Consider the following 21,335-nt stretch of genomic DNA (forward strand, 5'->3'; position numbering starts at 1 on the left):
CCCCTCAGGCGCCGCGGCGGGCCGCGGCGTACTGCGTGCTGCCGGTGCTACTGGTTCTGGTTCTCACCGCGGTAGTACTCGTACACCCAGCCCCACAGGCCGATCAGGATGATCGGGGCCGAGAAGTACATGAGCCACCAGCCGAAGACGACGCCCATGAACGCGAGCGCGCCACCGATGGCCAGCGACAGCGGCTGCCAGCTGTGCGGGGAGAAGAACCCCAGCTCGCCCGCCTCGTCGGCGACGTCGGCCTCCAGGTTGTCCTGGGCCATCTCGTCCACGCGCTTGGCCGTGAAGGCCAGGTAGTAGCCGATCATGGCGCTCAGGCCGAAGGCCAGCGCGAGAGCGGTGGTTCCGACCGGCTCCTTCGACCAGACGCCGTACACGACGGTCATGATCAGGATGAAGACGGAGAGCCAGAGGAACATCTTGCCCTGGATCTTCACTTGCCGGCCTCCTTGTCCCCGGTGAGGGCCTTGGTCCCGCCGGCGACGTGGTCCTCGAGGTGGTCGAGGGCCGCGATCTCCGGGTGGTGCAGGTCGAACGCCGGCGATTCACTGCGGATGCGCGGCAGCGTGAGGAAGTTGTGCCGCGGCGGCGGGCAGGACGTCGCCCATTCGAGCGAACGGCCGTAGCCCCACGGGTCGTCGACCTCGATCTTCTTGCCGTACTTGGCCGTCTTCCAGACGTTGTACATGAACGGCAGGAAGGACAGGCCGAGCACGAACGAGCTGATCGTGGAGATCGTGTTCAGCGCCGTGAAGCCGTCGGCCGCGAGGTAGTCCGCGTAACGACGCGGCATGCCCTCGGCGCCCAGCCAGTGCTGGACCAGGAACGTGCCGTGGAAGCCGATGAACAGCGTCCAGAAAGTGATCTTGCCGAGGCGCTCGTCCAGCATCTTGCCCGTGAACTTCGGCCACCAGAAGTGGAAGCCGGCGAACATCGCGAACACCACGGTGCCGAAGACGACGTAGTGGAAGTGCGCGACGACGAAATACGAGTCGGAGACGTGGAAGTCCATCGGGGGCGAGGCCAGGATGACGCCGGTCAGACCACCGAAGGTGAAGGTGACCAGGAAGCCGATCGTCCAGAGCATCGGGGTCTCGAAGGACAGCGAGCCCTTCCACATGGTGCCGATCCAGTTGAAGAACTTCACACCGGTCGGTACCGCGATCAGGAAGGTCATGAAGGAGAAGAACGGCAGCAGCACGCCGCCGGTGACGTACATGTGGTGGGCCCACACCGTCACCGAGAGGCCGGCGATCGCGATCGTCGCGGCGATCAGACCGATGTACCCGAACATCGGCTTGCGCGAGAAGACCGGGATGATCTCCGAGACGATGCCGAAGAACGGCAGCGCGATGATGTACACCTCTGGGTGTCCGAAGAACCAGAAGAGGTGCTGCCACAGCAGGGCCCCGCCGTTGGCCGGGTCGAAGACGTGCGCACCGAACTTCCGGTCGGCCTCCAGCGCGAAGAGCGCGGCGGCGAGGACCGGGAAGGCCAGCAGGACCAGGACACCGGTCAGCAGCACGTTCCAGGTGAAGATCGGCATGCGGAACATCGTCATGCCCGGAGCGCGCATGCAGATGATCGTGGTGATGAAGTTGACCGAGCCGAGGATCGTGCCGAAGCCGGAGAAGGCCAGACCCATGATCCACATGTCGGCGCCGATGCCCGGCGAACGGACGGCGTCCGACAGCGGGGTGTAGGCGAACCAGCCGAAGTCGGCGGCGCCCTGCGGGGTGACGAAGCCGGCCACCGCGATCGTCGAGCCGAAGAGGTACAGCCAGTACGCGAACATGTTCAGCCGCGGGAACGCCACGTCGGGCGCGCCGATCTGCAGCGGCATGATCCAGTTGGCGAAGCCGGCGAACAGCGGGGTCGCGAACATGAGCAGCATGATCGTGCCATGCATGGTGAACGCCTGGTTGAACTGCTCGTTCGACATGATCTGCGTGCCCGGACGAGCCAGCTCGGCGCGCATGAAGAGCGCCAGGAGACCGCCGATCAGGAAGAACACGAACGACGTGACCAGGTACATCGTGCCGATGGTCTTGTGGTCGGTGGTGGTGAGCCACTTCACGACCACGTTGCCCGGCTGCTTGCGCCGCACCGGCAGCTCGTTCTCGTACGAGTCAGCTGACGCGGCACCCTGGGATTCGTTGAGGATGCTCACAGTTTGTTCGTCTCCGCATTCCGGGCGGGGTCAGTCTGCTTGATGCCGGCCGGCAGGAAGCCGGTCTGCCCCTTCTCCGCCAGCTCCTTCAGGTGCGCCTTGTACTCCGCGGGGGAGACGACCTTCACGTTGAAGAGCATGCGCGAGTGGTCGACACCGCAGAGCTCGGCACACTTGCCCATGAAGGTGCCTTCCTGGGTCGGGGTGACCTCGAAGACGTTGGTGTGACCGGGGATGACGTCCTGCTTGAACAGGAAGGGCACCACCCAGAAGGAGTGGATGACGTCGTTCGACGACAGGATGAAGCGGACCTTCTCACCCTTGGGCAGGTAGAGGGTCGGCCCCGGGTTGTTGGTGTCCGCGTTGCGGTCGCCGGGGACGCCCTTCTCGTAGACGCCCTCGGCGCCCGCGGGGAAGGACTTGATGTAGCGGTCCGGGAGGGAGGCGAGCTCCTTCGGGGTCTCGCCCGCCTTCGGGGTCGCGGCATCGCCGTCGACATTCTCCACGTAGTTGAAGCCCCAGCTCCACTGGAAGCCGATCACGTTGATCGTGTGCGCCGGCTTGGAGGAGAGGGCGAGCAGCTTCGACTCATCACGCGCGGTGAAGTAGAAGAGCACCGAGACGATGATGAGCGGGACCACGGTGTACAGCGCCTCGATCGGCATGTTGTACCGGGTCTGCGGGGGGACCTCGATCTTCGTCCGGCTACGCCGGTGGAAGATGACGCTCCACATGATCAGGCCCCACACCAGGATGCCCGTGATGAGAGCGGCCGCCCAGGATCCCTGCCACAGGGAAAGGATGCGAGGCGCCTCCTCCGTGACCGGGGTGGGCATTCCGAGGCGGGGGAAGTCTTTCCAGGTGTACGAGCAACCAGTGGCGGTCGCCAGGACCACGCCCGCAGTCAGCGCCTGCAGCAGCTTCCGCCGCATCGGGCGCCGCGGCGAGCGGTCGGAGCCGTAGGGACTCACGTAGCGCCTTCCCGAGAGTCTCGGCCCGCGCGGCCGGCCGCGGCCGTGTTCGGGTCGGTCGCCGGCCCTGACGCAGGCAGGGGTTTGGATGTTTATGCGGACCAAACCCTACTGGACGCTATTTGGGGTCGCGCGGGGAGGGTGCCCAACGCGCCGCTACTGCCCCCGAAGGGATGGATCCGCCGTACGGGGGACCGGCCTTCCGGTCCCGAAGGGCGGGCCGGGGACGCCATCTGACGGTCCCTGAAGCGGGTGCCCGCGGGGCGTGCTCCGGCCCGGCCGGCGGCCACCCTCTACCGTGGCCGGATGCCGTACTTCGACACCGCGTCCGCCGCCCCCCTCCACCCCGTGGCCCGGCAGGCCCTGCACGCCGCCCTGGACGAGGGCTGGGCCGACCCCGCCCGGCTGTACCGGGAGGGCAGGCGGGCCAGGCTGCTGCTGGACGCGGCGCGCGAGGCCGCGGCCGAGGCGGTGGGGTGCCGCGCCGACGAGCTCGTATTCACTCCTTCGGGAACGCACGCGGTTCACACGGGCATGGCGGGGGTGCTCGCGGGGCGCCGGCGCGTCGGCGGCCATCTGGTCGTGTCGGCGGTGGAACACAGTTCCGTACTCCATGCGGCGGACGCGAACGCGGCGGCCGGGGGCACGGTGACGGAGGTTCCCGTGGACCGGCTCGGCGCGGTGTCGCCCGATGGATACGCGTCCGTGCTGGGCTCGACCACGGCTCTGGCGTGTCTCCAGTCGGCCAACCACGAGGTGGGCACGGTCCAGCCGGTGGCCGAGGTGGCCGAGGTGTGCGGGGCCGCCGGGGTGCCGCTGCTGGTGGACGCCGCCCAGTCGCTGGGCTGGGGCCGGGTGGAGGGGGCGTGGTCCGTCCTCGCGGCCAGCGCCCACAAGTGGGGCGGCCCGCCCGGGGTGGGACTGCTCGCGGTGCGCAAGGGGGTCCGCTTCTCCCCCCAAGGCCCCGCCGACGAGAGGGAGTCCGGCCGCTCCCCCGGCTTCGCCAACCTGCCCGCCGTCGTCGCGGCCGCGGCCTCACTGCGCGCGGTGCGGGCGGAGGCGGACGCGGAGGCCGCGCGGCTGCGGGTCCTGGTGGACCGGCTGCGGCGGCGGGTGGTCCGGCTGGTGCCGGACGTGGAGGTGGTCGGTGACGCCGACCGGCGCCTGCCCCACCTGGTCACCTTCTCCTGCCTGTACGTCGACGGCGAGACCCTCCTGCACGAGCTGGACCGCGCCGGCTACTCCGTCTCCTCCGGCTCGTCCTGCACCAGCTCCACGCTGACCCCCAGTCACGTGCTGCGGGCGATGGGGGTGCTGTCGGAGGGGAACGTACGGGTCTCCCTGCCTCCGGGCACCACCGCCGAGGAGGTCAACGGCTTCCTGGAGGTGCTGCCGGGCGCGGTGGCGGGTGTACGGGAGAGGCTCGGAGTCTCGGAACCGGCCCCGGTGGCGCCGGTGGCCGACGCCGTGGAGGTCGACGCGCTGGGGCTGCGCTGCCCGCAGCCGGTGATCGAGCTGGCCCGGGCCATCACCACGGTCCCGGTCGGCGGCACCGTCACGGTCGTCTCGGACGACGAGGTGGCCCGCCTGGACATCCCGGCGTGGTGCGCGATGCGCGGCCACACGTACCTGGGCGAAACCCCCCGCGGACCGGCCGCCGCGTACCGGATCCGCCGCGAGGCCTGACCCCTCGCCGGAGCGGGGCGGCATACCGCTTGCCCCCCCTCACACCCGGGTGACTCACAACCCCGGCGCCCCTTGCCCGGGCCCGGCCGCCGGCGGCACCCACCGGTGCGCGACGCGCGGGGGGACGCGGCCCGGGGTCGGGCGCACCCCGGGGGCGGGCACAGCCCGGGGGCGGGCACAGCCCGGGTCGGGCACAGCCCGGGTCGGGCACAGCCCGGGTCGGGCACAGCCCGGGGGCGGGCACAGCCCGGGGGCGGGCACACCCCGGGGGCGGGCACACCCCGGGGTCGGGCACACCCCGGGGTCGGGCACACCCCGGGGTCGGGCACAGCCCGGGTCAGGCCAGCCCGGGTCGGGCACAGCCCGAGGGGGCGGGCGCAGCCCGGGTCGGGCACAGCCCGAGGGGGCGGGCGCAGCCCGGGTCGGACACAGCCCGAGGGGGCGGGCGCAGCCCGGGTCGGACACAGCCCGGGGTCGGGCACACCCCGGGGTCGGGCACAGCCCGAGGGGGCGGGCGCAGCCTGCAGGGGGCGGGGCCCGGCGGGAGTCCGGGGCGGAGCCGCAGGTCCGAGCGCAGCGCCCGGGACTGGGGCGGAGCCGAGGGTCCGGGGCACAGCCCCGAGGTCCGGGTACGCCCCAGGGGTCCGGGCGGAGCCCGGGGGCAGAGGCCGGCGGGGGCCGGGGCGGAGCCCCGGGGAACGGGCGAAGGGCGGGTAGGGGACCACTTCCCGCGCGGCGGCGCCCCCGCACCCAACAGCGCCCCGACCGGGACCCGGCCGCCGGCAGCGATGCGCGGGGGGTGCGGCCCTGGGGGCCCGGGCAGACCCCGGCGATCCGGGGCAGCCCGAGGGTTTGGGCACCGCCCGACGGTTTGGGCGCAGCCCGGGGCCGGGGCACACCTCCCGACCGGGGCCGAGCCCCCGGTCGGGACCGGGGCGCAGGCCCGGGTCGGACTCCGGCAGGGTCCGGGGCGGAGGCCCGGGGAACGGGCGAGGGGCGGGTCGGGACCACGCCTCGCGCAGCGGCGCCCCCGCGACCGCCGTCGGCGGACGGGTCCGGCGCGGCGGCGCGAAGCCGGGGAGGAGCCCCCCGGCACCGAGCCGCGCGCGGCGGCGGCGCGTCAGGCAGGCAGGTGCGCCCGGACCTCGGCGGCGGCCTCTTCGCCGTACGCCTTCGTGAAGCGCTCCATGAAGTGGGCGCGTGCCAGCGTGTACTCCTGGGTGCCCAGGGTCTCGATCACCAGGGTGGCCAGCATGCAGCCGATCTGCGCGGACCGCTCCAGGCCGACGCCCCAGCCGAGCCCCGTCAGGAAGCCCGCGCGGAACGCGTCGCCGACGCCGGTCGGGTCGACCTTCGCCGTCTCCTCCGGGCAGCCGACCAGGATCGGTTCCTGCCCGACCCGCTCGATGCGCACCCCCTGCGCGCCGAGGGTGGTGACGCGGGTTCCGACCTTGGAGAGGATCTCCTCGTCGGTCCAGCCCGACTTCGACTCGATGAGGCCCTTCTCGTACTCGTTCGAGAAGAGGTACGTCGCGCCCTCCATCAGGGTGCGGATGTTCTCGCCGTCCATGCGGGCGATCTGCTGCGAGAAGTCCGCCGCGAAGGGGATCCCGCGCGTGCGGCACTCCTCCGTGTGGCGGAGCATCGCCTCGGGGTCGTCGGCGCCGATGAGGACGAGGTCGAGCCCGCCCACGCGGTCGGCGACGGCCTTGAGCTCGATCTGGCGGGCCTCGCTCATGGCGCCCGTGTAGAAGGAGCCGATCTGGTTGTGGTCGACGTCCGTGGTGCAGACGAAGCGCGCGGTGTGCAGCACCTCGGAGATGCGGACGGACTCGGTGTCGACGCCGTGCCGGTCCAGCCACGCGCGGTACTCGTCGAAGTCGGAGCCGGCCGCGCCGACGAGGATCGGGCGGCTGCCGAGCTGGCCCATGCCGAAGCAGATGTTCGGGCCGACGCCGCCCCGCCGGACGTCGAGGTTGTCCACGAGGAAGGAGAGGGAGACCGTGTGGAGCTGGTCGGCGACGAACTGGTCGGCGAAGCGGCCCGGGAAGGTCATGAGGTGGTCGGTGGCGATGGAGCCGGTGACTGCGATGCGCACGGCGTGGATGCTCCTGCGGAGGACGGCGGGTGACAATCAAAACTACCCGGTCCGCGCCCCCGGGCCGACCCGCCGAAACTACCCCGTAGTAGGACTTCCTTCGCCCATGATGGCGACCTTACGGTGCCCCCATGACCTATACCGATGGCTTCGGGTACACGGACCACGCCTCCGAGGCGCAGCCCGGCTTCGCACGGCTGCTCGGCGACTGTGTCCGGATGGCCCCGCACTGGGCCGTGGAACGGGAGCCCCGGCCGGTCCGTGTGGCGCCCTCGCAGATCCACGGGGTGGCCGTCCCGCCCTCCTCGGCCCGGCTGATCGCCTCCACCGCCGCCTACGGCGACTAGCGGATCCGAGGGAACCGGTTTCGCGGCCGCCGCGTCCCACCCGCATCACGTACGGCGGGACACGCTAAGGAGCGATGCGGTGACCAGCGAACAACCCGACACATCACACGCCACACGACGGCGGCCCGCCTGGGCCATCGGCTCGATCGCGGCCGCCGTCCTGCTGGCCGGCGGTGGTACGGCGTACTGGGCGTCGACGGCCCACGGCGACGCCTCCGGCGGCGGCCGTACGAGCGACAGCGCGGCCGTCGCGCCGCGCGCGGCCGGGTCCCCGCCGGGACCCGGCATCGCCCCCGGGGAGCCGGACCCGTCCGGCGGGCCGGTGACGTACCGGGCCGACGTGAAGTTGCCCGACGGGCCGGGTACCGCGCCCTCCTTCGCCGCGTCCGGGGAGGTCACCTCCGACGAGGTGGCCCGGCTCGCGAAGTCCCTCGGCCTCTCCGGCGCGCCCCGGCCGGCGGGCGACTCCTGGCAGGCCGGTGAGACGGCCGACGGTTCCGGGCCCCGGCTCACGGTGGCCCGCAAGGCCCCGGGCACCTGGTCCTTCGCCCGCTATCAGGGCGGCGGCCTGGGCGAGCCCGGCAGCGCCGGCGACGACTGCGTCCGCGGCAAGGACACCTGCGGCCCGGCCACCCTCCCCCAGGAGGGCACCGGTGGCGCGAAGCCGGTCTCCGAGCAGGCCGCGAAGGCCGCCGCGGCGCCGGTGCTCGCGGCCGCCGGGCAGTCCGACGCCAAGGTGGACGCCCGGCTCATCCAGGGTTCGGTCCGCGTGGTGATCGCCGACCCGGTGGTGGGCGGCCTCCCGACCCAGGGCTGGTCCAGCAGGATCAGCGTCGGGGCCGACGGCGCGGTGGTGGCGGGCAGCGGGGAGCTGAAGGCCCCGGTGCGCGCGGCCGAGCAGCCGGTGGTCGGGGCCGCCGAGGCCCTGGAGCGCCTCAACGCGGCGGCCAAGGGCGGCGGCGACGGCACCGGCCCGGGTCCCAGCGGCTGCGCGACCACGGTGCCGCTGACCCCGGACACTCCGACGGGCGCGACGGACACCCTGCCCTGCAACCCGGAGCCGCGCCCGATGAAGCCGCCGCGGACCGAGAGCGTGCGGGGGGCCGTACTGGGGCTGGTCGCGGGGACGGTGGACGGCGGGCGGGGCCTCGTACCGGCCTGGCTGTTCGAGGTGGCGGGCTCGCAGGGCAAGCCGGGCCGCACGGTGGTCCAGCCGGCCGCGGCGGGCGACGCCGGCACCCCGGTGCCTCCGAAGCCGCACACCGTGCCCGGGTTCTCGTACGCCCAGGCCGACCGGACGCTGACCGTGAACTTCTGGGGCGGGGTGTGCAGCACCTACACCCTGGAGGCGCGGGAGGAGGCGGCTTCGGTCATCGTGAAGATCACGGACACCCCGCACAAGCCGGGCCAGGCCTGCATCATGCTCGCGCAGGAGATGACCCTGACGGCGACGCTCCAGCAGCCGCTCGGCGACCGCAAGGTGGTCGACGCCACCTCGGGCAAGCCGCTCCCCCGCCAGTAGGCGCGGGCGCGGGAAACACGAAGGGCCTGGGCCCGGTCGTCTCCGACCGGGCCCAGGCCCTTCGCCGTGGAGGGGAGCCGCACGGGCTCGCCGTACGGCTTAGCTGAACGAGTCGCCGCAGGCGCAGGAGCCGGTGGCGTTCGGGTTGTCGATCGTGAAGCCCTGCTTCTCGATGGTGTCGACGAAGTCGATGGAGGCGCCGCCCAGGTACGGGGCGCTCATGCGGTCGGTGACGACCTTGACGCCGTCGAAGTCCTTGACGACGTCGCCGTCGAGGGAGCGCTCGTCGAAGAAGAGCTGGTAGCGCAGGCCGGAGCAGCCGCCGGGCTGGACGGCGACGCGGAGCGCGAGGTCATCGCGGCCCTCCTGCTCCAGCAGGGTGCGGACCTTCTCGGCGGCGGCGTCGGACAGGAGGATGCCGTCGCTCACAGTGGTCTTGTCGTCCTGTACGGACATCTGCATTCACTCCCGAAGTGGGCGGCTCCCCGCCGGTGGGTGGGGAAACGTCGGACTCTTGCCGTCGGTGGCAACCAGCGGGACCGCGGTTTCATTCCGGGCCCGGCGCCTCGTTTTCTCAATTCATGCTCGCACACCTCCGCGGGCCGGTGGACCCCGCGACGAGGACCGGTGGAGAGGCGGGCCCCGGCAAGGGGCGAATGCGTCACATCGACACTATCGGCATCGTCAAAGTGACGTGAAGCAGTTATGATAGATAGCGTCAAATAGACGAGAAGTGGCGTACCAAGCCCCCCGCAGTCCCAGAAATCCTTGTCGCAGAACAGAAAGGGTGCGTGTCGTGACCACCGCCCAGCCTTTGGACGTCCAGCCGACGCCCCTTGCCCTGCTGCTGCTCGGCCGTGAGGCCGACCCCAAGAGCGAGCGGGGAGTGGAGTGCCCCGGCGACCTCCCCTCGCCGTCCGACCCGGACCTGGTGGCCCGGGCCCGCGCCGCCAAGGAGAAGCTGGGCGACAAGGTCTTCATCCTCGGCCACCACTACCAGCGCGACGAGGTCATCGAGTTCGCCGACGTCACCGGCGACTCCTTCAAGCTGGCCAAGGACGCGGCCGCCAAGCCGGAGGCCGAGTACATCGTCTTCTGCGGCGTGCACTTCATGGCCGAGTCCGCGGACATCCTGACCTCGGACGACCAGAAGGTCGTCCTGCCGGACCTCGCGGCCGGCTGCTCGATGGCCGACATGGCCACCGCCGAGCAGGTCGCGGAGTGCTGGGACGTGCTGACCGAGGCCGGTATCGCCGGCACGACGGTCCCCGTCTCGTACATGAACTCCTCCGCCGACATCAAGGCCTTCACCGGCAAGCACGGCGGCACGATCTGCACCTCGTCCAACGCGAAGAAGGCCCTGGAGTGGGCCTTCGAGCAGGGCGAGAAGGTGCTCTTCCTCCCGGACCAGCACCTGGGCCGCAACACCGCGGTCCGCGACATGGGCATGTCGCTGGACGACTGCGTGCTCTACAACCCGCACAAGCCGAACGGCGGCCTGACCGCCGAGCAGCTGCGCGACGCCAAGATGATCCTGTGGCGCGGCCACTGCTCGGTCCACGGCCGGTTCTCGGTGGACTCGGTGAACGACGTGCGCGAGCGCATCCCGGGCGTGAACGTCCTGGTCCACCCCGAGTGCAAGCACGAGGTCGTCGCGGCCGCCGACTACGTCGGTTCGACGGAGTACATCATCAAGAAGCTGGAGGCGGCCCCGGCCGGCTCCAAGTGGGCCATCGGCACCGAGCTGAACCTGGTCCGCCGTCTGGCGAACCGTTTCGCCCCGGAGGGCAAGGAGGTCGTCTTCCTGGACAAGACGGTCTGCTTCTGCTCGACGATGAACCGCATCGACCTGCCGCACCTGGTGTGGACCCTGGAGTCCCTGGCCGAGGGCAACCTGGTCAACCAGATCCAGGTGGACAAGGAGACGGAGAGCTTCGCGAAGCTCGCGCTGGAGCGGATGCTGGCGCTGCCGTAGCGGTGGCCCCGCGGAGCGAATCACGAAGGGGGCGCCCCTGCCGGGGCGCCCCCTTCGTGTGTCCGGGCAGCGCCGTCCGGAGCATCCCGCCCGGCCGGCACCCTCCCGGACTCCCGAGGCCGGCGCCGAAGAGGAGGGCCACGATCGACACGAGGCCGACCAGCGCTCTCTGGGCCAGGCTGAAGCGGGACAGCCAGGACATGGATGGGATCTCTCTGCTGTGTCGTTCGCGAGGGGCCTCAGCCTTTCGCACCGGGGGACGCCGCCGCTTCGCTCCCAGGTGCCGTCCTTACGTGCGGCATACCGCGTCCGCGTGGGCCGCCCTGCCGCCGTCGGCCGGGGGTCAGTCGGCGCGCGGCCGGACCAGTCCCGATTCGTACGCGATGACCACCAATTGCGCCCGGTCGCGCGCCCCGAGCTTGGCCATGGCCCGGTTGACGTGGGTCTTCACCGTCAGCGGGCTGACCTCCAGCCGGGCGGCGATGCCGTCGTTGGACAGACCGCCGGCGACCAGTACGAGGACCTCGCGCTCGCGTCCGGTCAGCGCGGCGAGCCGTTCCGCGTGGGCGGATCCGGCGGCGGGGGCGTCGGAGTGACCGCCCTGGGCGAGGAAACTGGCGATGAGCCCTCTGGTGGCGGCCGGGGAGAGCAGCGCCTCACCCGCGGCGGCGACCCGGATGGCGTTGAGGAGTTCCTCGGGCTCGGCGCCCTTGCCGAGGAAGCCGGAGGCTCCGGCGCGCAGGGCCGCGGCCACGTACTCGTCCACCTCGAAGGTGGTCAGCATGACCACGCGGACGTCCGACAGCTCCGGGTCGGCGCTGATCATTCGGGTGGCGGCGAGCCCGTCGGTGCCGGGCATCCGAATGTCCATGAGGACCACGTCGGCCCGGTGCTCCCGGGCGAGGGCGTAGGCCTGAGCTCCGTCCGAGGCCTCCCCGACGACCTCCATGTCCGGCTCGGAGTCGACGAGCACCCTGAACGCGCTCCGCAGCAGTGCCTGGTCGTCGGCGAGCAGGACTCGGATGCGGGCGGGGCCGGCGTCGGCGGGGTCTGTCATGGCGTCAGGGTAGGCGCCGGCCGCGGCCGCCCGGCCGGCGAGGTGGGCCGCAGGAGGGGTCAGCCGAGGGCGAGGGCCACCAGGGCGGTGGTCGCGGCGACTTCGCACAGGGCGCCGAAGACGTCCCCGGTGACCCCGCCGAAGCGGCTGACGCAACGGCGCAGCAGGAGTTCGGCGGCGAGCAGGGCCGCGAGGACGGCCGCCGCGTGCTGGGCGGCGGCCGGCGGGCCCGCCGGGAGGGCGGCGAGGGCGGCGGCCACCACCACGGCGGCGGCCACCCCGGCGGCCGTCCGGTGCGGGACCACGCCGGCGACCGCCGCGCCGAGCCCCTCGGGGCGCGCGGCGGGGACTCCCCCGCGGGAGGCGAGGGTCATCGCGAGGCGGGCGGCGACGGCGGCGAGTACGGCGGCCAGCGCACCCCGGATCCAGCTGTCGGCGTACGCGTTGGCCAGGGCGGCCACCTGGACCAGGAAGACGACGAGCAGGGAGATGACCCCGAAGGGGCCGATGTCGGACTGCTTCATGATCCGCAGGGCGTCCTCGGCGGGCTTGGCACTGCCCAGCCCGTCGGCCGTGTCGGCCAGGCCGTCCAGGTGGAGCCCCCGGGTCAGCGCCGCCGGTACGGCGACGGTGACGGCCGCGGCGAGCAGCGGGCCGCCGCCGAGGAGCAGCAGGAGCGTGCCGGGCACGGCGGCGAGCAGGCCGACGGCGAGGCCGGCGAGCGGGGCGCAGGCCATGCCGGTGCGGGCGGCGGGCCGGTCCCAGCGGGTGACGCGCGCGGGCAGGACGGTCAGCGTGCCGAGGGCGAAGCGGAGCCCGTCGGGCAGGGAGGCGCGTTCCTGCGGCGGCGGGGGCAGTGGATCATCGGTCGAGTCTGTCATCGGCGCGAACGCTACCCGCATACGGTGGCCGGTAAATTACTCATTACGTGCCATACCGGGAGCTGGTGTCGTGGGTCACTGGTGGGAACGCAACATCATCGAGCCGGGCAAGCTCCCGCTGCTGCTGGCCCTGCTGTCCTTCGTGCTGTCGTTCCTGGTCACCCGGGTGATCACGAGGCTGATCCGGGCCGGCCGGGGACCCTTCAAGAACATCACTCCGGGCGGGCTGCACGTCCACCACGTGGTGCCCGGCGTGGTGCTGGTGATCATCGGCGGTTTCGGCGCGGTCGGCAGCGGCGGGCACAGCTTCGGGGCGGGCCTGTCGGCGGTGCTCTTCGGGCTGGGGGCGGGCCTGGTGCTGGACGAGTTCGCGCTGATCCTGCACCTGGACGACGTCTACTGGAGCGAACAGGGCCGCAAGAGCGTGGAGATCGTGGTGCTGACGGCCGCGGTGGTGGCGCTGGTGCTGGGCGGCTTCCTGCCCTTCGGGGTCAACGAACTGTCGCCGGAGGAACGGCACAGCCGCGGGCTCGTCGTCATGAACACCGCCACCAACTTCTTCCTCGCCCTGATCGCCCTGTGGAAGGGGAAGCCGCGCACCGCAATATTCGGGCTGGTCATCCCCTTCGTGGCGCTGATCGGAGCGGCGCGCCTGGCCCGGCCCGGTTCCCCGTACGCCAAGCGCTTCTACGCGAAGCGCCCGCGGGCGCGGGCCAGGGCGGAGCTGCGGGCCTACCACCACGACCGGCGCTGGGCGCGGCCCCGGCGCAAGTTCGAGAACTTCATCAGCGGGCTCTCCGACCCGGAGAAGCACCCCGCCGACCCTCGCCCCCCGGAACGGCGGTGACGCGCGGGGCCCGCCCCCGTACGGGGAAGGGCCCCGCGCGGTGCCGGTGCGTCCGGGGGCGGCTCAGCCCGGGATGAGACCGTCGTCGCTGAGCATCTGCCGCACCTCGTCGAGCGTGGCGTCGGGTGCCGGCAGGATCAGCTCGGAGGGCTCCAGCGCCTCGTCGGGCAGCGGGCTGCCGAGGTGCCGGACGGCGTCGAGCAGCGCGCCCAGCGTGCGCCGGAAGCCCTCCTCGTCGCCGCCCTCCATCTCCTTGAGGAGCTCGTCGTCCAGCTTGTTCAGCTCGGCGAGGTGACTGTCGGCCAGGCTGACCTGGCCCTCCCCCATGATGCGGACAATCATGACGGGCCCCTGTCCTACTGCTTGTCGAACCGGTGCTGGCCCTGCTGCGGCTGCGCGGTGCCCGGGGCGCCGCCCTCGATGGCCTGCTGCTGGGCGGACGGGCCGCCGGCCAGCTCGGCCTTCATCCGCTGGAGCTCCAGCTCGACGTCGCTCCCGCCGGAGAGGCGGTCCAGCTCGGCCTGGATGTCGTCCTTGGAGCCGAGGCCGCTCTGGTCGTCCAGGGCGCCGGAGGCCAGCAGCTCGTCGATCGCGCCGGCGCGGGCCTGGAGCTGCGCGGTCTTGTCCTCGGCCCGCTGGATGGCCAGACCGACGTCGCTCATCTCCTCCGAGATGCCGGAGAAGGACTCCGCGATGCGGGTCTGCGCCTGGGCAGCCGTGTAGGTGGCCTTGATGGTCTCCTTCTTCGTACGGAAGGCGTCCACCTTGGCCTGGAGGCGCTGCGAGGCCAGCGTCAGCTTCTCCTCCTCGCCCTGGAGGGTCTGGTGCTGCACCTCCAGGTCGCTGACCTGCTGCTGGAGGGAGGCGCGGCGGGACAGGGCCTCGCGGGCCAGGTCCTCGCGGCCCAGGGCGAGGGCCTTGCGGCCCTGGTCCTCCAGCTTGGCGGACTGGCTCTGGAGCTGGTTCAGCTGCAGTTCCAGCCGCTTGCGGGAGGTCGCCACGTCGGCGACGCCGCGGCGCACCTTCTGGAGCAGCTCCAGCTGCTTCTGGTACGAGTAGTCGAGGGTCTCGCGCGGGTCCTCGGCCCGGTCCAGGGCCTTGTTCGCCTTCGCGCGGAAGATCATCCCCATACGCTTCATGACACCGCTCATGGGCTTCGCGCGCCCCCTTCTAGACGGACTGTGCTCCAGGTCACCGACAAGACCCACAGTACGGGCCCTGTCTCCATTACCGCACTGTTCGAGTACGGATGCGCTCCTCCTCCAGGACGAGTACCCCCACCGCCGTGTCAGGCGTGAGGAGTAGGTGATCCCCGAGATCCGGCACCCGGGACCGCAAGAGGTGCGCACTCGGTAGACGCCCGCCGTTGCCGGATCGTTCCCCGACGGGGTGGGGACGATGGCCCCGACCACGTACGCTTGGGTTTTGTGTTTGGTAGCCGCTCCTCCAAGGAAGAGAAGGCCTCCGCCACCGACAAGGTGAGCGCCGGACCTTCGCAGCCCCGTGACCCGCAGGCCCCGAAGGGCCGCCCTACGCCGAAGCGTGCTGTGGCCCAGTCGCAGCGCAAGGCCGTGGTGGCCTCGACCGGCAACCGCAAGGAGGACGCCAAGCGAGCCCGCGAACGCCGCCGGGAAGAGATGGTCAGGCAGCGCGAGGCGCTGGCCAACGGCGACGAGCGCTACCTGCCCGTCCGTGACAAGGGGCCGGTGCGCCGGTTCGTCCGCGACTTCGTGGACTCCCGTTTCTCGGTCGCCGAGATGTTCCTGCCGCTGGCCGTGATCATCCTCGTCCTGAGCATGATCCGGGTCCCGTCCATCCAGAACATCGCGCTGATGCTGTGGCTCGGCGTGATCGTCCTGATCGTCCTCGACTCCATCGGCCTGTGGCTCCGGCTGCGCAAGGCGCTGGGCGAGCGCTTCCCGGACGAGCCGCGCCGCGGCGCCGTCGCCTACGGCCTGATGCGCACCCTCCAGATGCGTCGCCTGCGCCTGCCCAAGCCGCAGGTCAAGCGCGGAGAGCGGCCCTGACCGGAGCGGCGCCCGGAGCACCGGGGGCATCGTCGGGGGAGGGCTTCTCCGAAGGAGCCCGGCTGTGGCTGGAGGGCCTGGGCGGACTGCGCAACGCCGTCCGCCAGGAACTCGTCGGCCGGCAGGTCGAGGAACAGATCACGCACCGCTTCCCGGTGGGGCAGCGGCTGCGGGTCCTCGACGTCGGCATGGGCCAGGGCACCCAGGCGCTGCGCCTGGCCCGGGCGGGACACCGCGTCACCGGCCTGGAGCAGGACGCCGCCATGCTGGCCGTCGCGCACGCGGCGCTGGCCGCGGAACCCGCCGGGATCCGCGACCGGGTCGAGCTGGTGGAGGGCGACGGCCGGGAGACCGGCGCGCACTTCGAGCCGGGCAGCTTCGACGTGGTGCTGTGCCACGGGGTGCTGATGTACGTGTCGGAACCCGACCCGATGCTCGCCGGACTGGCCCGGATGCTGGCCCCCGGCGGCCTGCTGTCCCTGCTGGTGCGCAACGGCGACGCGCTCGCGCTGCGGCCCGGACTGTCGGGCGACTGGCCGGGGGCGCTGGCCGCCTTCGACACCGTCGACTACACGAACCGGCTGGGCCTGCGGGTACGGGCCGACCGGCTGGCCGACCTCACGGCCACGCTGTCGGGGATCGGTGCGCCGCTGCACACCTGGTACGGGGTGCGCGTCTTCACCGACGGCACCGAGGCCGCCACGGACCTCCCGCCGGACGAGGAACTGGAACGCCTGCTGGCCGCCGAGGAGCGGGCCGGCCGCACCGACCCGTACCGCGCGGTCGCCGCGCTGCTGCACCTGTGCGGGGTCCGGGGCTAGGCCGTCTCTTCCGGATCTTGCCGGTCAAGCCCGCGTCGTCCGGCGCCGTGCATCGCAAGGCGGAGCGGCTCCCGATTACTGGACGTCCTCGGGTGCCGCGACAACGCGGCGAGGTGCGGTGCCGGGCGACGCGGGTCTGGGGGCACCTCCCAGCGGTAGCTGGGGGAGAAAGATCCGGAAGAGACGGCCTGAGCCCTGCCGCCCGCGTCGGCGCGCCCGTACCTTCGCCAGGAGCACGCCGGAACCCCGGGCCTCACCGGGGTTCCGGCGTTCTTCGAGGCGGGCCGGGCCGGAGCTCAGGCCTCGGTGGCCGCCCGCAGGCTCATCGGGTAGATCTCAGTACCGTCCTCGAACAGGGTCACCCGTTCCGCCCCGCCGTCCAGGAGCTCCTTCCAGACCTCCCCGATCCAGGACTCCGCGTCCCCCTGCGTGGTGAACTCCTCCGGCTCCACCGCCGGGGCCACCTCGCTGCCGTCGGCCGCCTCGAACCGCCACGTCCACGCCATGTCCGCCTCCGTTGCTCGTCCGCGATCTCACGCTTCTCGCCTTGAGTGTGCCCGCAGAGTAGCCGGGCGCGCACCACTACCGGCGACGCGGGAGGATCTCTGTGTGGAACTCACTCTGCTCGGCACCGGTACCCCTGAAGGACTGCCCCGCCCCGGCTGTCCCTGCGCCGCCTGCGCGGTCTCCGTGGGCACCCGGGCCCGCGGCGCGACCTCCGTCCTCGTGGACGGGGCGCTCCTGCTCGACCTGGTCCCCGGGGCGGTGCTGGCCGGCGCCCGCGCGGGGCATTCGCTGGCCGGCGTACGGCAGGTGCTGCTGACGCACCCGCACGACGGGCCGGCCGTCGAGCTGCCGCCCGGGCTGCCCGCCGCCGGGCGGGTCCCGGACGGACGGGAGCTCGCGGTGATCAGCGGGCACCGGGTGCGGGCGGTGCCGATGGACGCGCCGGGCACCGGGTACGAGGTCACGGGCCCCGACGGCGGCCGGCTGCTGTACCTCCCGCCGGGCGGGGCCCCGGCCGGCACCGACGCGCGAGCCGCGCGCCGCCCGTACGACGTGGTCCTCGCGGACGTGCTCGGCCGGCCGGAGGCCCTGGCCCGGCTGCGCGCGAACGGCGCCGTGGGCCCGGCCACCGACGTGATCGCCGTGCACCTGGACCACGACACCCCGCCCGGCCCCGAGCTGGAGCGCCGGTGCGCGGCGGCCGGGGCCCGTGCCGTGCCGGACGGCACCACGGTGGTGGCCGGGGAGTACCGCGCGGTACCGGACGTGCCGCGCCGCACCCTGGTGCTGGGCGGGGCCCGCTCCGGCAAGTCCCTCGAGGCGGAACGGCGGCTGGCCGCCTTTCCCGAGGTGCTCTACGTCGCCACCGGCGGCACCCGCGACGGCGACGCCGAGTGGGCCCAGCGGGTCGGCCTGCACCGGGAACGGCGCCCGGCCACCTGGCGGACGGTGGAGACCTGCGAACTGGTACCGCTGCTGGAGCAGGCCGGCCCGCCCCTGCTGATCGACTGCCTCGCGCTGTGGCTCACCGACGCCATGGACCGGGCCGGGGCGTGGGACGACGCGGTGTGGGCCGCCGAGGGCCGCAAGCGGCTGCGCGCGCGGGCCGACGAGCTCGTGGCGGCCCTCCGCGCGAGCCGCCGGCCGGTGGTGCTGGTGAGCAACGAGGTGGGGGCCGGAGTGGTCCCGGCGACCGCGTCGGGGCGGCGGTTCCGCGACGAGCTGGGCCGCCTCAACAGCGCGGTGGCGGGCGAGTGCGAACACGTCCTGCTGGTGGTCGCGGGGCAGGCGCTCGTCCTCAAGGAACAACCGGGGTGAAGAGGAGCCGGTACACCCCCCGAGGGAGGGTCTGGACCGCTGTAATCTCTGGCAGATGACCACGCTGAATCTCGACGACTTCTCCGATCTGATCGAACGCCCCGACGGGGGCGTCCGGCGTGACGCCGAGGAGCGCCGTGAGCGGCTGGCCGTGCCGCCCGGTGCCCTGGGCCGGCTCGACGAGCTCGCGGAATGGCTGGCCGCCGCGCAGGGCCGGGTACCGGTCAGGCCGATCGAGCGGCCGCGCGTCGTCCTGTTCGCCGCCGACCACGGGATCGCCGCCCGGGGCGTCTCCGCCCGGCCCGCGGGCAGCGCCCACGAGCTGGTGCGCGCGGTCCTCGACGGCACCAGCCCGGTGTCCGTGCTGGCCGGCCGGTTCGGCGCGGGCGTGCGTGTCGTGGACGCGGGGCTGGACTGCGACCCCGGGCTGCTGCCCGAGGACGTGGTACGGCACCGCGTACGGCGCGGCAGCGGCCGCATCGACGTCGAGGACGCGCTGACGGCCGAGGAGGCCGAGGACGCGCTGCGCCTCGGCATCCAGATCGCCGACGAGGAGGCCGACTCCGGTACGGACCTCGTCGTCCTCGGCGACCTGAGCGTGGGCGGGACGACGGTGGCGGCCACCCTGGTGGCCGCGCTGTGCGGGACGGACGCGTCCGTGGTCACCGGCCGCGGCGGCCTGCCGATCGACGACCTGGCCTGGATGCGCAAGTGCGCCGCCATCCGCGACTCCCTGCGCCGGGCCCGCCCGGTGCTCGGCGACCAGCTGGCGCTGCTGGCCGCGGTGGGCGGCGCGGACGTCGCCGCGATCACCGGCTTCCTGCTCCAGAGCGCGGTGCGGCGTACGCCGGTCATCCTCGACGGGGTCGTCTCGGCGGCCTGCGGGCTGGTGGCCCAGCGGGCCGCCTTCCGCGCCCCCGACTGGTGGCTGGCGGGACAGTCCAGCGGGGAGCCGGGCCAGGCGAAGGCCCTGGACCGGATGGCACTCAACCCGGTGCTCGACCACGGCGTCACAGTAGGGGAAGGAACCGGGGCGCTGCTGGCGCTCCCCCTTGTCCAGGCGGCCGCCGCGCTCGCGGCGGAACTCCCGGAGAGGGCCGCTGCGGAACAGCCGACGGATTGAGACACCGGGCACTACGGGCGGCCTGACCAGTCCGCGGTGCTCGCACTGCACTGCGGACCGGTGACGCCCCATATCATCGCTTTTCATGGGAGAGGTCCGCTTGACCAGCGCAGAAACCGACCGGAGCCCGCTTCAGGCTTCCGGCAAGGGTTCCAACAACAAGAAGGAGCAAGGAGGGGAAACGGCCGCGAAGCCGGAGAGCCGCAGGGGCACTCCCGGGTCGCGGCGCGGTGCCGCCTTCGCGGTCTGGTACCTGCGGGCCGTCACCTTCGTGAACTTCCTCAGCGCGGTGTGGCTCTCGCTCGGCCAGGACCTGCGCCGGCACAACACCGCCGATTTCTACACCCCGTACCTGCTGACGGCCGGCTTCGCCTCCGGCCTGTTCTCCCTGCTGCTCGCGGTCACCATGGGCCGCCGCAAGCGGGCCGCGTGGATCCTGAACCTGGTGGTCAGCGGGATGCTGCTGCTGGCCTTCGCGGTCGCCGCCTTCGCGCCCTGCACGGGCGGCGAACTGAACATGTGCTACCCGGAGTTCCGCCAGCACGCGCAGAACTGGGTGTCGCTCGCCCTCACCGCGGCCTTCGTCGTCGCCCTGCTGCTGGGCCGCCACGAGTTCTACGCGAAGGGCGACCGCTCCAACCCGAAGCTCGCCACCGCCGTGGCCGCCGTCGGCCTGCTGGTCACCTCGCTGATCGCCGCCCTGCTGGTCGGCGCCACCAACACCGACGCCGAACGGGCCGACGCCACCTTCCTCGCGCGCTGGCGGTACGGCGTGATGCGGCTGATCACGCTGGCGCCCGACGACAAGGCCTACCGCGCGATCACCACGCCCGCCTGGGTGGACGTCTTCATCAACGTGATGTCGATGCTGCTGCTGCTCGCCGTGCTGTTCGCGGCCTTCCGCTCGCGGCGCGCCGTCGACCCCCTCACCCCCGAGGACGAGGAGCGGCTGCGGGCACTGCTCGCCAAGCAGGGCGACCGTGACTCGCTCGGCTACTTCGCCCTGCGCCGCGAGAAGTCCGTGATCTGGTCCCCGACCGGCAAAGCCGCCGTCACCTACCGCGTCGTCGGCGGGGTCTCGCTGGCCTCCGGCGACCCCATCGGCGACCCCGAGGCCTGGCCCGGCGCGATCGAGCCGTGGCTGGCCGAGGCCCGCGAGCACGGCTGGGTGCCGGCCGTGATGGGCGCCAGCGAGGAAGCCGGGCAGATCTACGCCCGGCACGGCCTGGACGCCCTGGAACTGGGCGACGAGGCCATCGTGGAGACCGACGAGTTCACGCTGGAGGGCCGTGCCATGCGCACCGTCCGCCAGGCCTACAACCGGGTCAAGCGGGCCGGCTACACCGTCCGCATCCGCCGCCACGCCGACATCCCGGCCGATGAGATGGCCGTGCTCCTGGAGCGGGCCGACGACTGGCGCGACGGCGCGACCGAACGCGGCTTCTCCATGGCGCTCGGCCGGCTGGGCGACCCGGACGACGGCCAGTGCGTGATGCTGGAGTGCACCGACGGCAACGGCGACCTGCGCGCCGTGCTGTCCTTCGTGCCGTGGGGCCCCAAGGGCCTGTCCCTGGACCTGATGCGCCGTGACCGGGACTCCGAGAACGGCCTGATGGAGTTCATGGTCATCGAGCTGCTGGAACGCTCGAAGGAGATCGGCGTCGCACAGGTCTCGCTCAACTTCGCGATGTTCCGTTCCGTCTTCGAGCGGGGGTCCCGGCTCGGCGCGGGTCCGGTGCTGCGCATGTGGCGCTCGCTGCTGAGCTTCTTCTCCCGCTGGTGGCAGATCGAGTCCCTCTACCGGGCCAACGCGAAGTACCGCCCGATCTGGGAGCCGAGGTTCATGCTCTTCGAGAAGAGTTCGGACCTCCTGCGGATCGGTATCGCGGCGGGCCGGGCCGAGGGCTTCCTGGAGGCACCCGGTCTGCCCAAGTGGCTGCACCGCAAACACCTGGAGACGATTCGTTGACGTCGCGG

Annotated in this window: 20 protein-coding genes; 10 read left to right on the forward strand and 10 right to left on the reverse strand. The window is 72.6% G+C overall.

What is annotated here, in order from left to right:
• Positions 1 to 47 precede the first annotated feature (47 nt).
• The 3 genes from ACFY7H_RS09805 to coxB are packed head-to-tail and all read right to left on the reverse strand — an operon-like array spanning position 48 to position 3,150.
• Positions 48 to 446, reverse strand: coding sequence for a cytochrome c oxidase subunit 4 (locus ACFY7H_RS09805; RefSeq protein ID WP_249765692.1), 399 nt, complete (start codon positions 444 to 446; stop codon positions 48 to 50).
• Complete coding sequence (gene ctaD, locus ACFY7H_RS09810) at positions 443 to 2,179, reverse strand: cytochrome c oxidase subunit I (RefSeq protein ID WP_388935627.1); 1,737 nt, start codon at positions 2,177 to 2,179, stop codon at positions 443 to 445. The genes ACFY7H_RS09805 and ctaD overlap by 4 nt, the downstream gene beginning before the upstream one ends.
• The gene (gene coxB, locus ACFY7H_RS09815; protein ID WP_388935631.1) at positions 2,176 to 3,150 is read right to left on the reverse strand and encodes a cytochrome c oxidase subunit II; all 975 of its coding nucleotides are present in this window, start codon (positions 3,148 to 3,150) and stop codon (positions 2,176 to 2,178) included. The genes ctaD and coxB overlap by 4 nt, the downstream gene beginning before the upstream one ends.
• A 306-nt stretch (positions 3,151 to 3,456) precedes the next feature.
• Between coxB and ACFY7H_RS09820 the strand changes: the two genes are divergently transcribed.
• Positions 3,457 to 4,836 carry a cysteine desulfurase/sulfurtransferase TusA family protein gene (locus tag ACFY7H_RS09820; protein ID WP_388935634.1) on the forward strand — a complete coding sequence of 460 codons (1,380 nt, stop codon included), beginning with the start codon at positions 3,457 to 3,459 and terminating at the stop codon, positions 4,834 to 4,836.
• A gap of 1,120 nt (positions 4,837 to 5,956) precedes the next feature.
• On the opposite strand, the gene ACFY7H_RS09825 is transcribed toward ACFY7H_RS09820, so the two are convergent.
• Positions 5,957 to 6,934 carry a carbohydrate kinase family protein gene (locus ACFY7H_RS09825; RefSeq protein ID WP_388935637.1) on the reverse strand — a complete coding sequence of 326 codons (978 nt, stop codon included), beginning with the start codon at positions 6,932 to 6,934 and terminating at the stop codon, positions 5,957 to 5,959.
• A 131-nt stretch (positions 6,935 to 7,065) separates the two neighbouring features.
• Between ACFY7H_RS09825 and ACFY7H_RS09830 the strand changes: the two genes are divergently transcribed.
• The gene (locus ACFY7H_RS09830; RefSeq protein ID WP_388935640.1) at positions 7,066 to 7,281 is read left to right on the forward strand and encodes a hypothetical protein; all 216 of its coding nucleotides are present in this window, start codon (positions 7,066 to 7,068) and stop codon (positions 7,279 to 7,281) included.
• Positions 7,282 to 7,360: 79 nt separating this feature from the next.
• Entirely contained in the window at positions 7,361 to 8,803 is a 1,443-nt protein-coding gene (locus tag ACFY7H_RS09835; RefSeq protein ID WP_388935643.1) for a hypothetical protein, read from the forward strand.
• Between the two features lie 99 nt (positions 8,804 to 8,902).
• Here the strand turns inward: ACFY7H_RS09835 and ACFY7H_RS09840 are convergent, their stop codons facing one another.
• A complete protein-coding gene (locus ACFY7H_RS09840) occupies positions 8,903 to 9,259 on the reverse strand; it encodes an iron-sulfur cluster assembly accessory protein (RefSeq protein WP_030029080.1) in 357 nt (118 codons plus the stop codon).
• A 340-nt stretch (positions 9,260 to 9,599) separates the two neighbouring features.
• Between ACFY7H_RS09840 and nadA the strand changes: the two genes are divergently transcribed.
• Positions 9,600 to 10,778: a quinolinate synthase NadA gene (nadA, locus tag ACFY7H_RS09845; RefSeq protein WP_388935647.1), complete on the forward strand. Its 1,179-nt coding sequence runs from the start codon at positions 9,600 to 9,602 to the stop codon at positions 10,776 to 10,778.
• 343 nt (positions 10,779 to 11,121) lie between these two features.
• Here nadA and ACFY7H_RS09850 read toward each other — a convergent pair whose 3' ends face one another.
• Positions 11,122 to 11,835, reverse strand: coding sequence for a response regulator (locus ACFY7H_RS09850; protein WP_388935650.1), 714 nt, complete (start codon positions 11,833 to 11,835; stop codon positions 11,122 to 11,124).
• Between the two features lie 59 nt (positions 11,836 to 11,894).
• Complete coding sequence (gene cobS, locus ACFY7H_RS09855; protein ID WP_388935654.1) at positions 11,895 to 12,716, reverse strand: adenosylcobinamide-GDP ribazoletransferase; 822 nt, start codon at positions 12,714 to 12,716, stop codon at positions 11,895 to 11,897.
• Between the two features lie 70 nt (positions 12,717 to 12,786).
• Between cobS and ACFY7H_RS09860 the strand changes: the two genes are divergently transcribed.
• A complete protein-coding gene (locus ACFY7H_RS09860) occupies positions 12,787 to 13,563 on the forward strand; it encodes a hypothetical protein (protein ID WP_388935656.1) in 777 nt (258 codons plus the stop codon).
• Between the two features lie 63 nt (positions 13,564 to 13,626).
• On the opposite strand, the gene ACFY7H_RS09865 is transcribed toward ACFY7H_RS09860, so the two are convergent.
• Together ACFY7H_RS09865 and ACFY7H_RS09870 are read right to left on the reverse strand one after the other, a co-directional pair.
• Complete coding sequence (locus tag ACFY7H_RS09865) at positions 13,627 to 13,905, reverse strand: hypothetical protein (RefSeq protein WP_388935659.1); 279 nt, start codon at positions 13,903 to 13,905, stop codon at positions 13,627 to 13,629.
• A 14-nt stretch (positions 13,906 to 13,919) separates the two neighbouring features.
• Complete coding sequence (locus ACFY7H_RS09870; protein WP_388935662.1) at positions 13,920 to 14,714, reverse strand: PspA/IM30 family protein; 795 nt, start codon at positions 14,712 to 14,714, stop codon at positions 13,920 to 13,922.
• A gap of 267 nt (positions 14,715 to 14,981) precedes the next feature.
• Here ACFY7H_RS09870 and ACFY7H_RS09875 point away from each other — a divergent pair, with 267 nt between their 5' ends.
• Together ACFY7H_RS09875 and ACFY7H_RS09880 are read left to right on the forward strand one after the other, a co-directional pair.
• Positions 14,982 to 15,590, forward strand: a complete 609-nt coding sequence (locus ACFY7H_RS09875; RefSeq protein ID WP_388935665.1) for a DUF3043 domain-containing protein — start codon at positions 14,982 to 14,984, stop codon at positions 15,588 to 15,590.
• A gap of 62 nt (positions 15,591 to 15,652) precedes the next feature.
• Positions 15,653 to 16,411, forward strand: coding sequence for a class I SAM-dependent methyltransferase (locus ACFY7H_RS09880; protein WP_388936220.1), 759 nt, complete (start codon positions 15,653 to 15,655; stop codon positions 16,409 to 16,411).
• Between the two features lie 296 nt (positions 16,412 to 16,707).
• Here ACFY7H_RS09880 and ACFY7H_RS09885 read toward each other — a convergent pair whose 3' ends face one another.
• Positions 16,708 to 16,917, reverse strand: a complete 210-nt coding sequence (locus ACFY7H_RS09885; protein ID WP_388935669.1) for a hypothetical protein — start codon at positions 16,915 to 16,917, stop codon at positions 16,708 to 16,710.
• Positions 16,918 to 17,020: 103 nt separating this feature from the next.
• Here ACFY7H_RS09885 and ACFY7H_RS09890 point away from each other — a divergent pair, with 103 nt between their 5' ends.
• From ACFY7H_RS09890 to ACFY7H_RS09900, 3 genes are all read left to right on the forward strand, one after another.
• On the forward strand, positions 17,021 to 18,235 hold the full coding sequence (locus ACFY7H_RS09890; RefSeq protein WP_388935672.1) for a bifunctional adenosylcobinamide kinase/adenosylcobinamide-phosphate guanylyltransferase: 1,215 nt from the start codon (positions 17,021 to 17,023) through the stop codon (positions 18,233 to 18,235).
• A 55-nt stretch (positions 18,236 to 18,290) separates the two neighbouring features.
• Entirely contained in the window at positions 18,291 to 19,358 is a 1,068-nt protein-coding gene (gene cobT, locus ACFY7H_RS09895; RefSeq protein ID WP_388935675.1) for a nicotinate-nucleotide--dimethylbenzimidazole phosphoribosyltransferase, read from the forward strand.
• A gap of 85 nt (positions 19,359 to 19,443) precedes the next feature.
• On the forward strand, positions 19,444 to 21,327 hold the full coding sequence (locus tag ACFY7H_RS09900) for a phosphatidylglycerol lysyltransferase domain-containing protein (RefSeq protein WP_388935678.1): 1,884 nt from the start codon (positions 19,444 to 19,446) through the stop codon (positions 21,325 to 21,327).
• Positions 21,328 to 21,335: the final 8 nt, after the last annotated feature.

This window comes from Streptomyces sp. NPDC012794 (assembly GCF_042901085.1).
Lineage (GTDB): Bacteria > Actinomycetota > Actinomycetes > Streptomycetales > Streptomycetaceae > Streptomyces.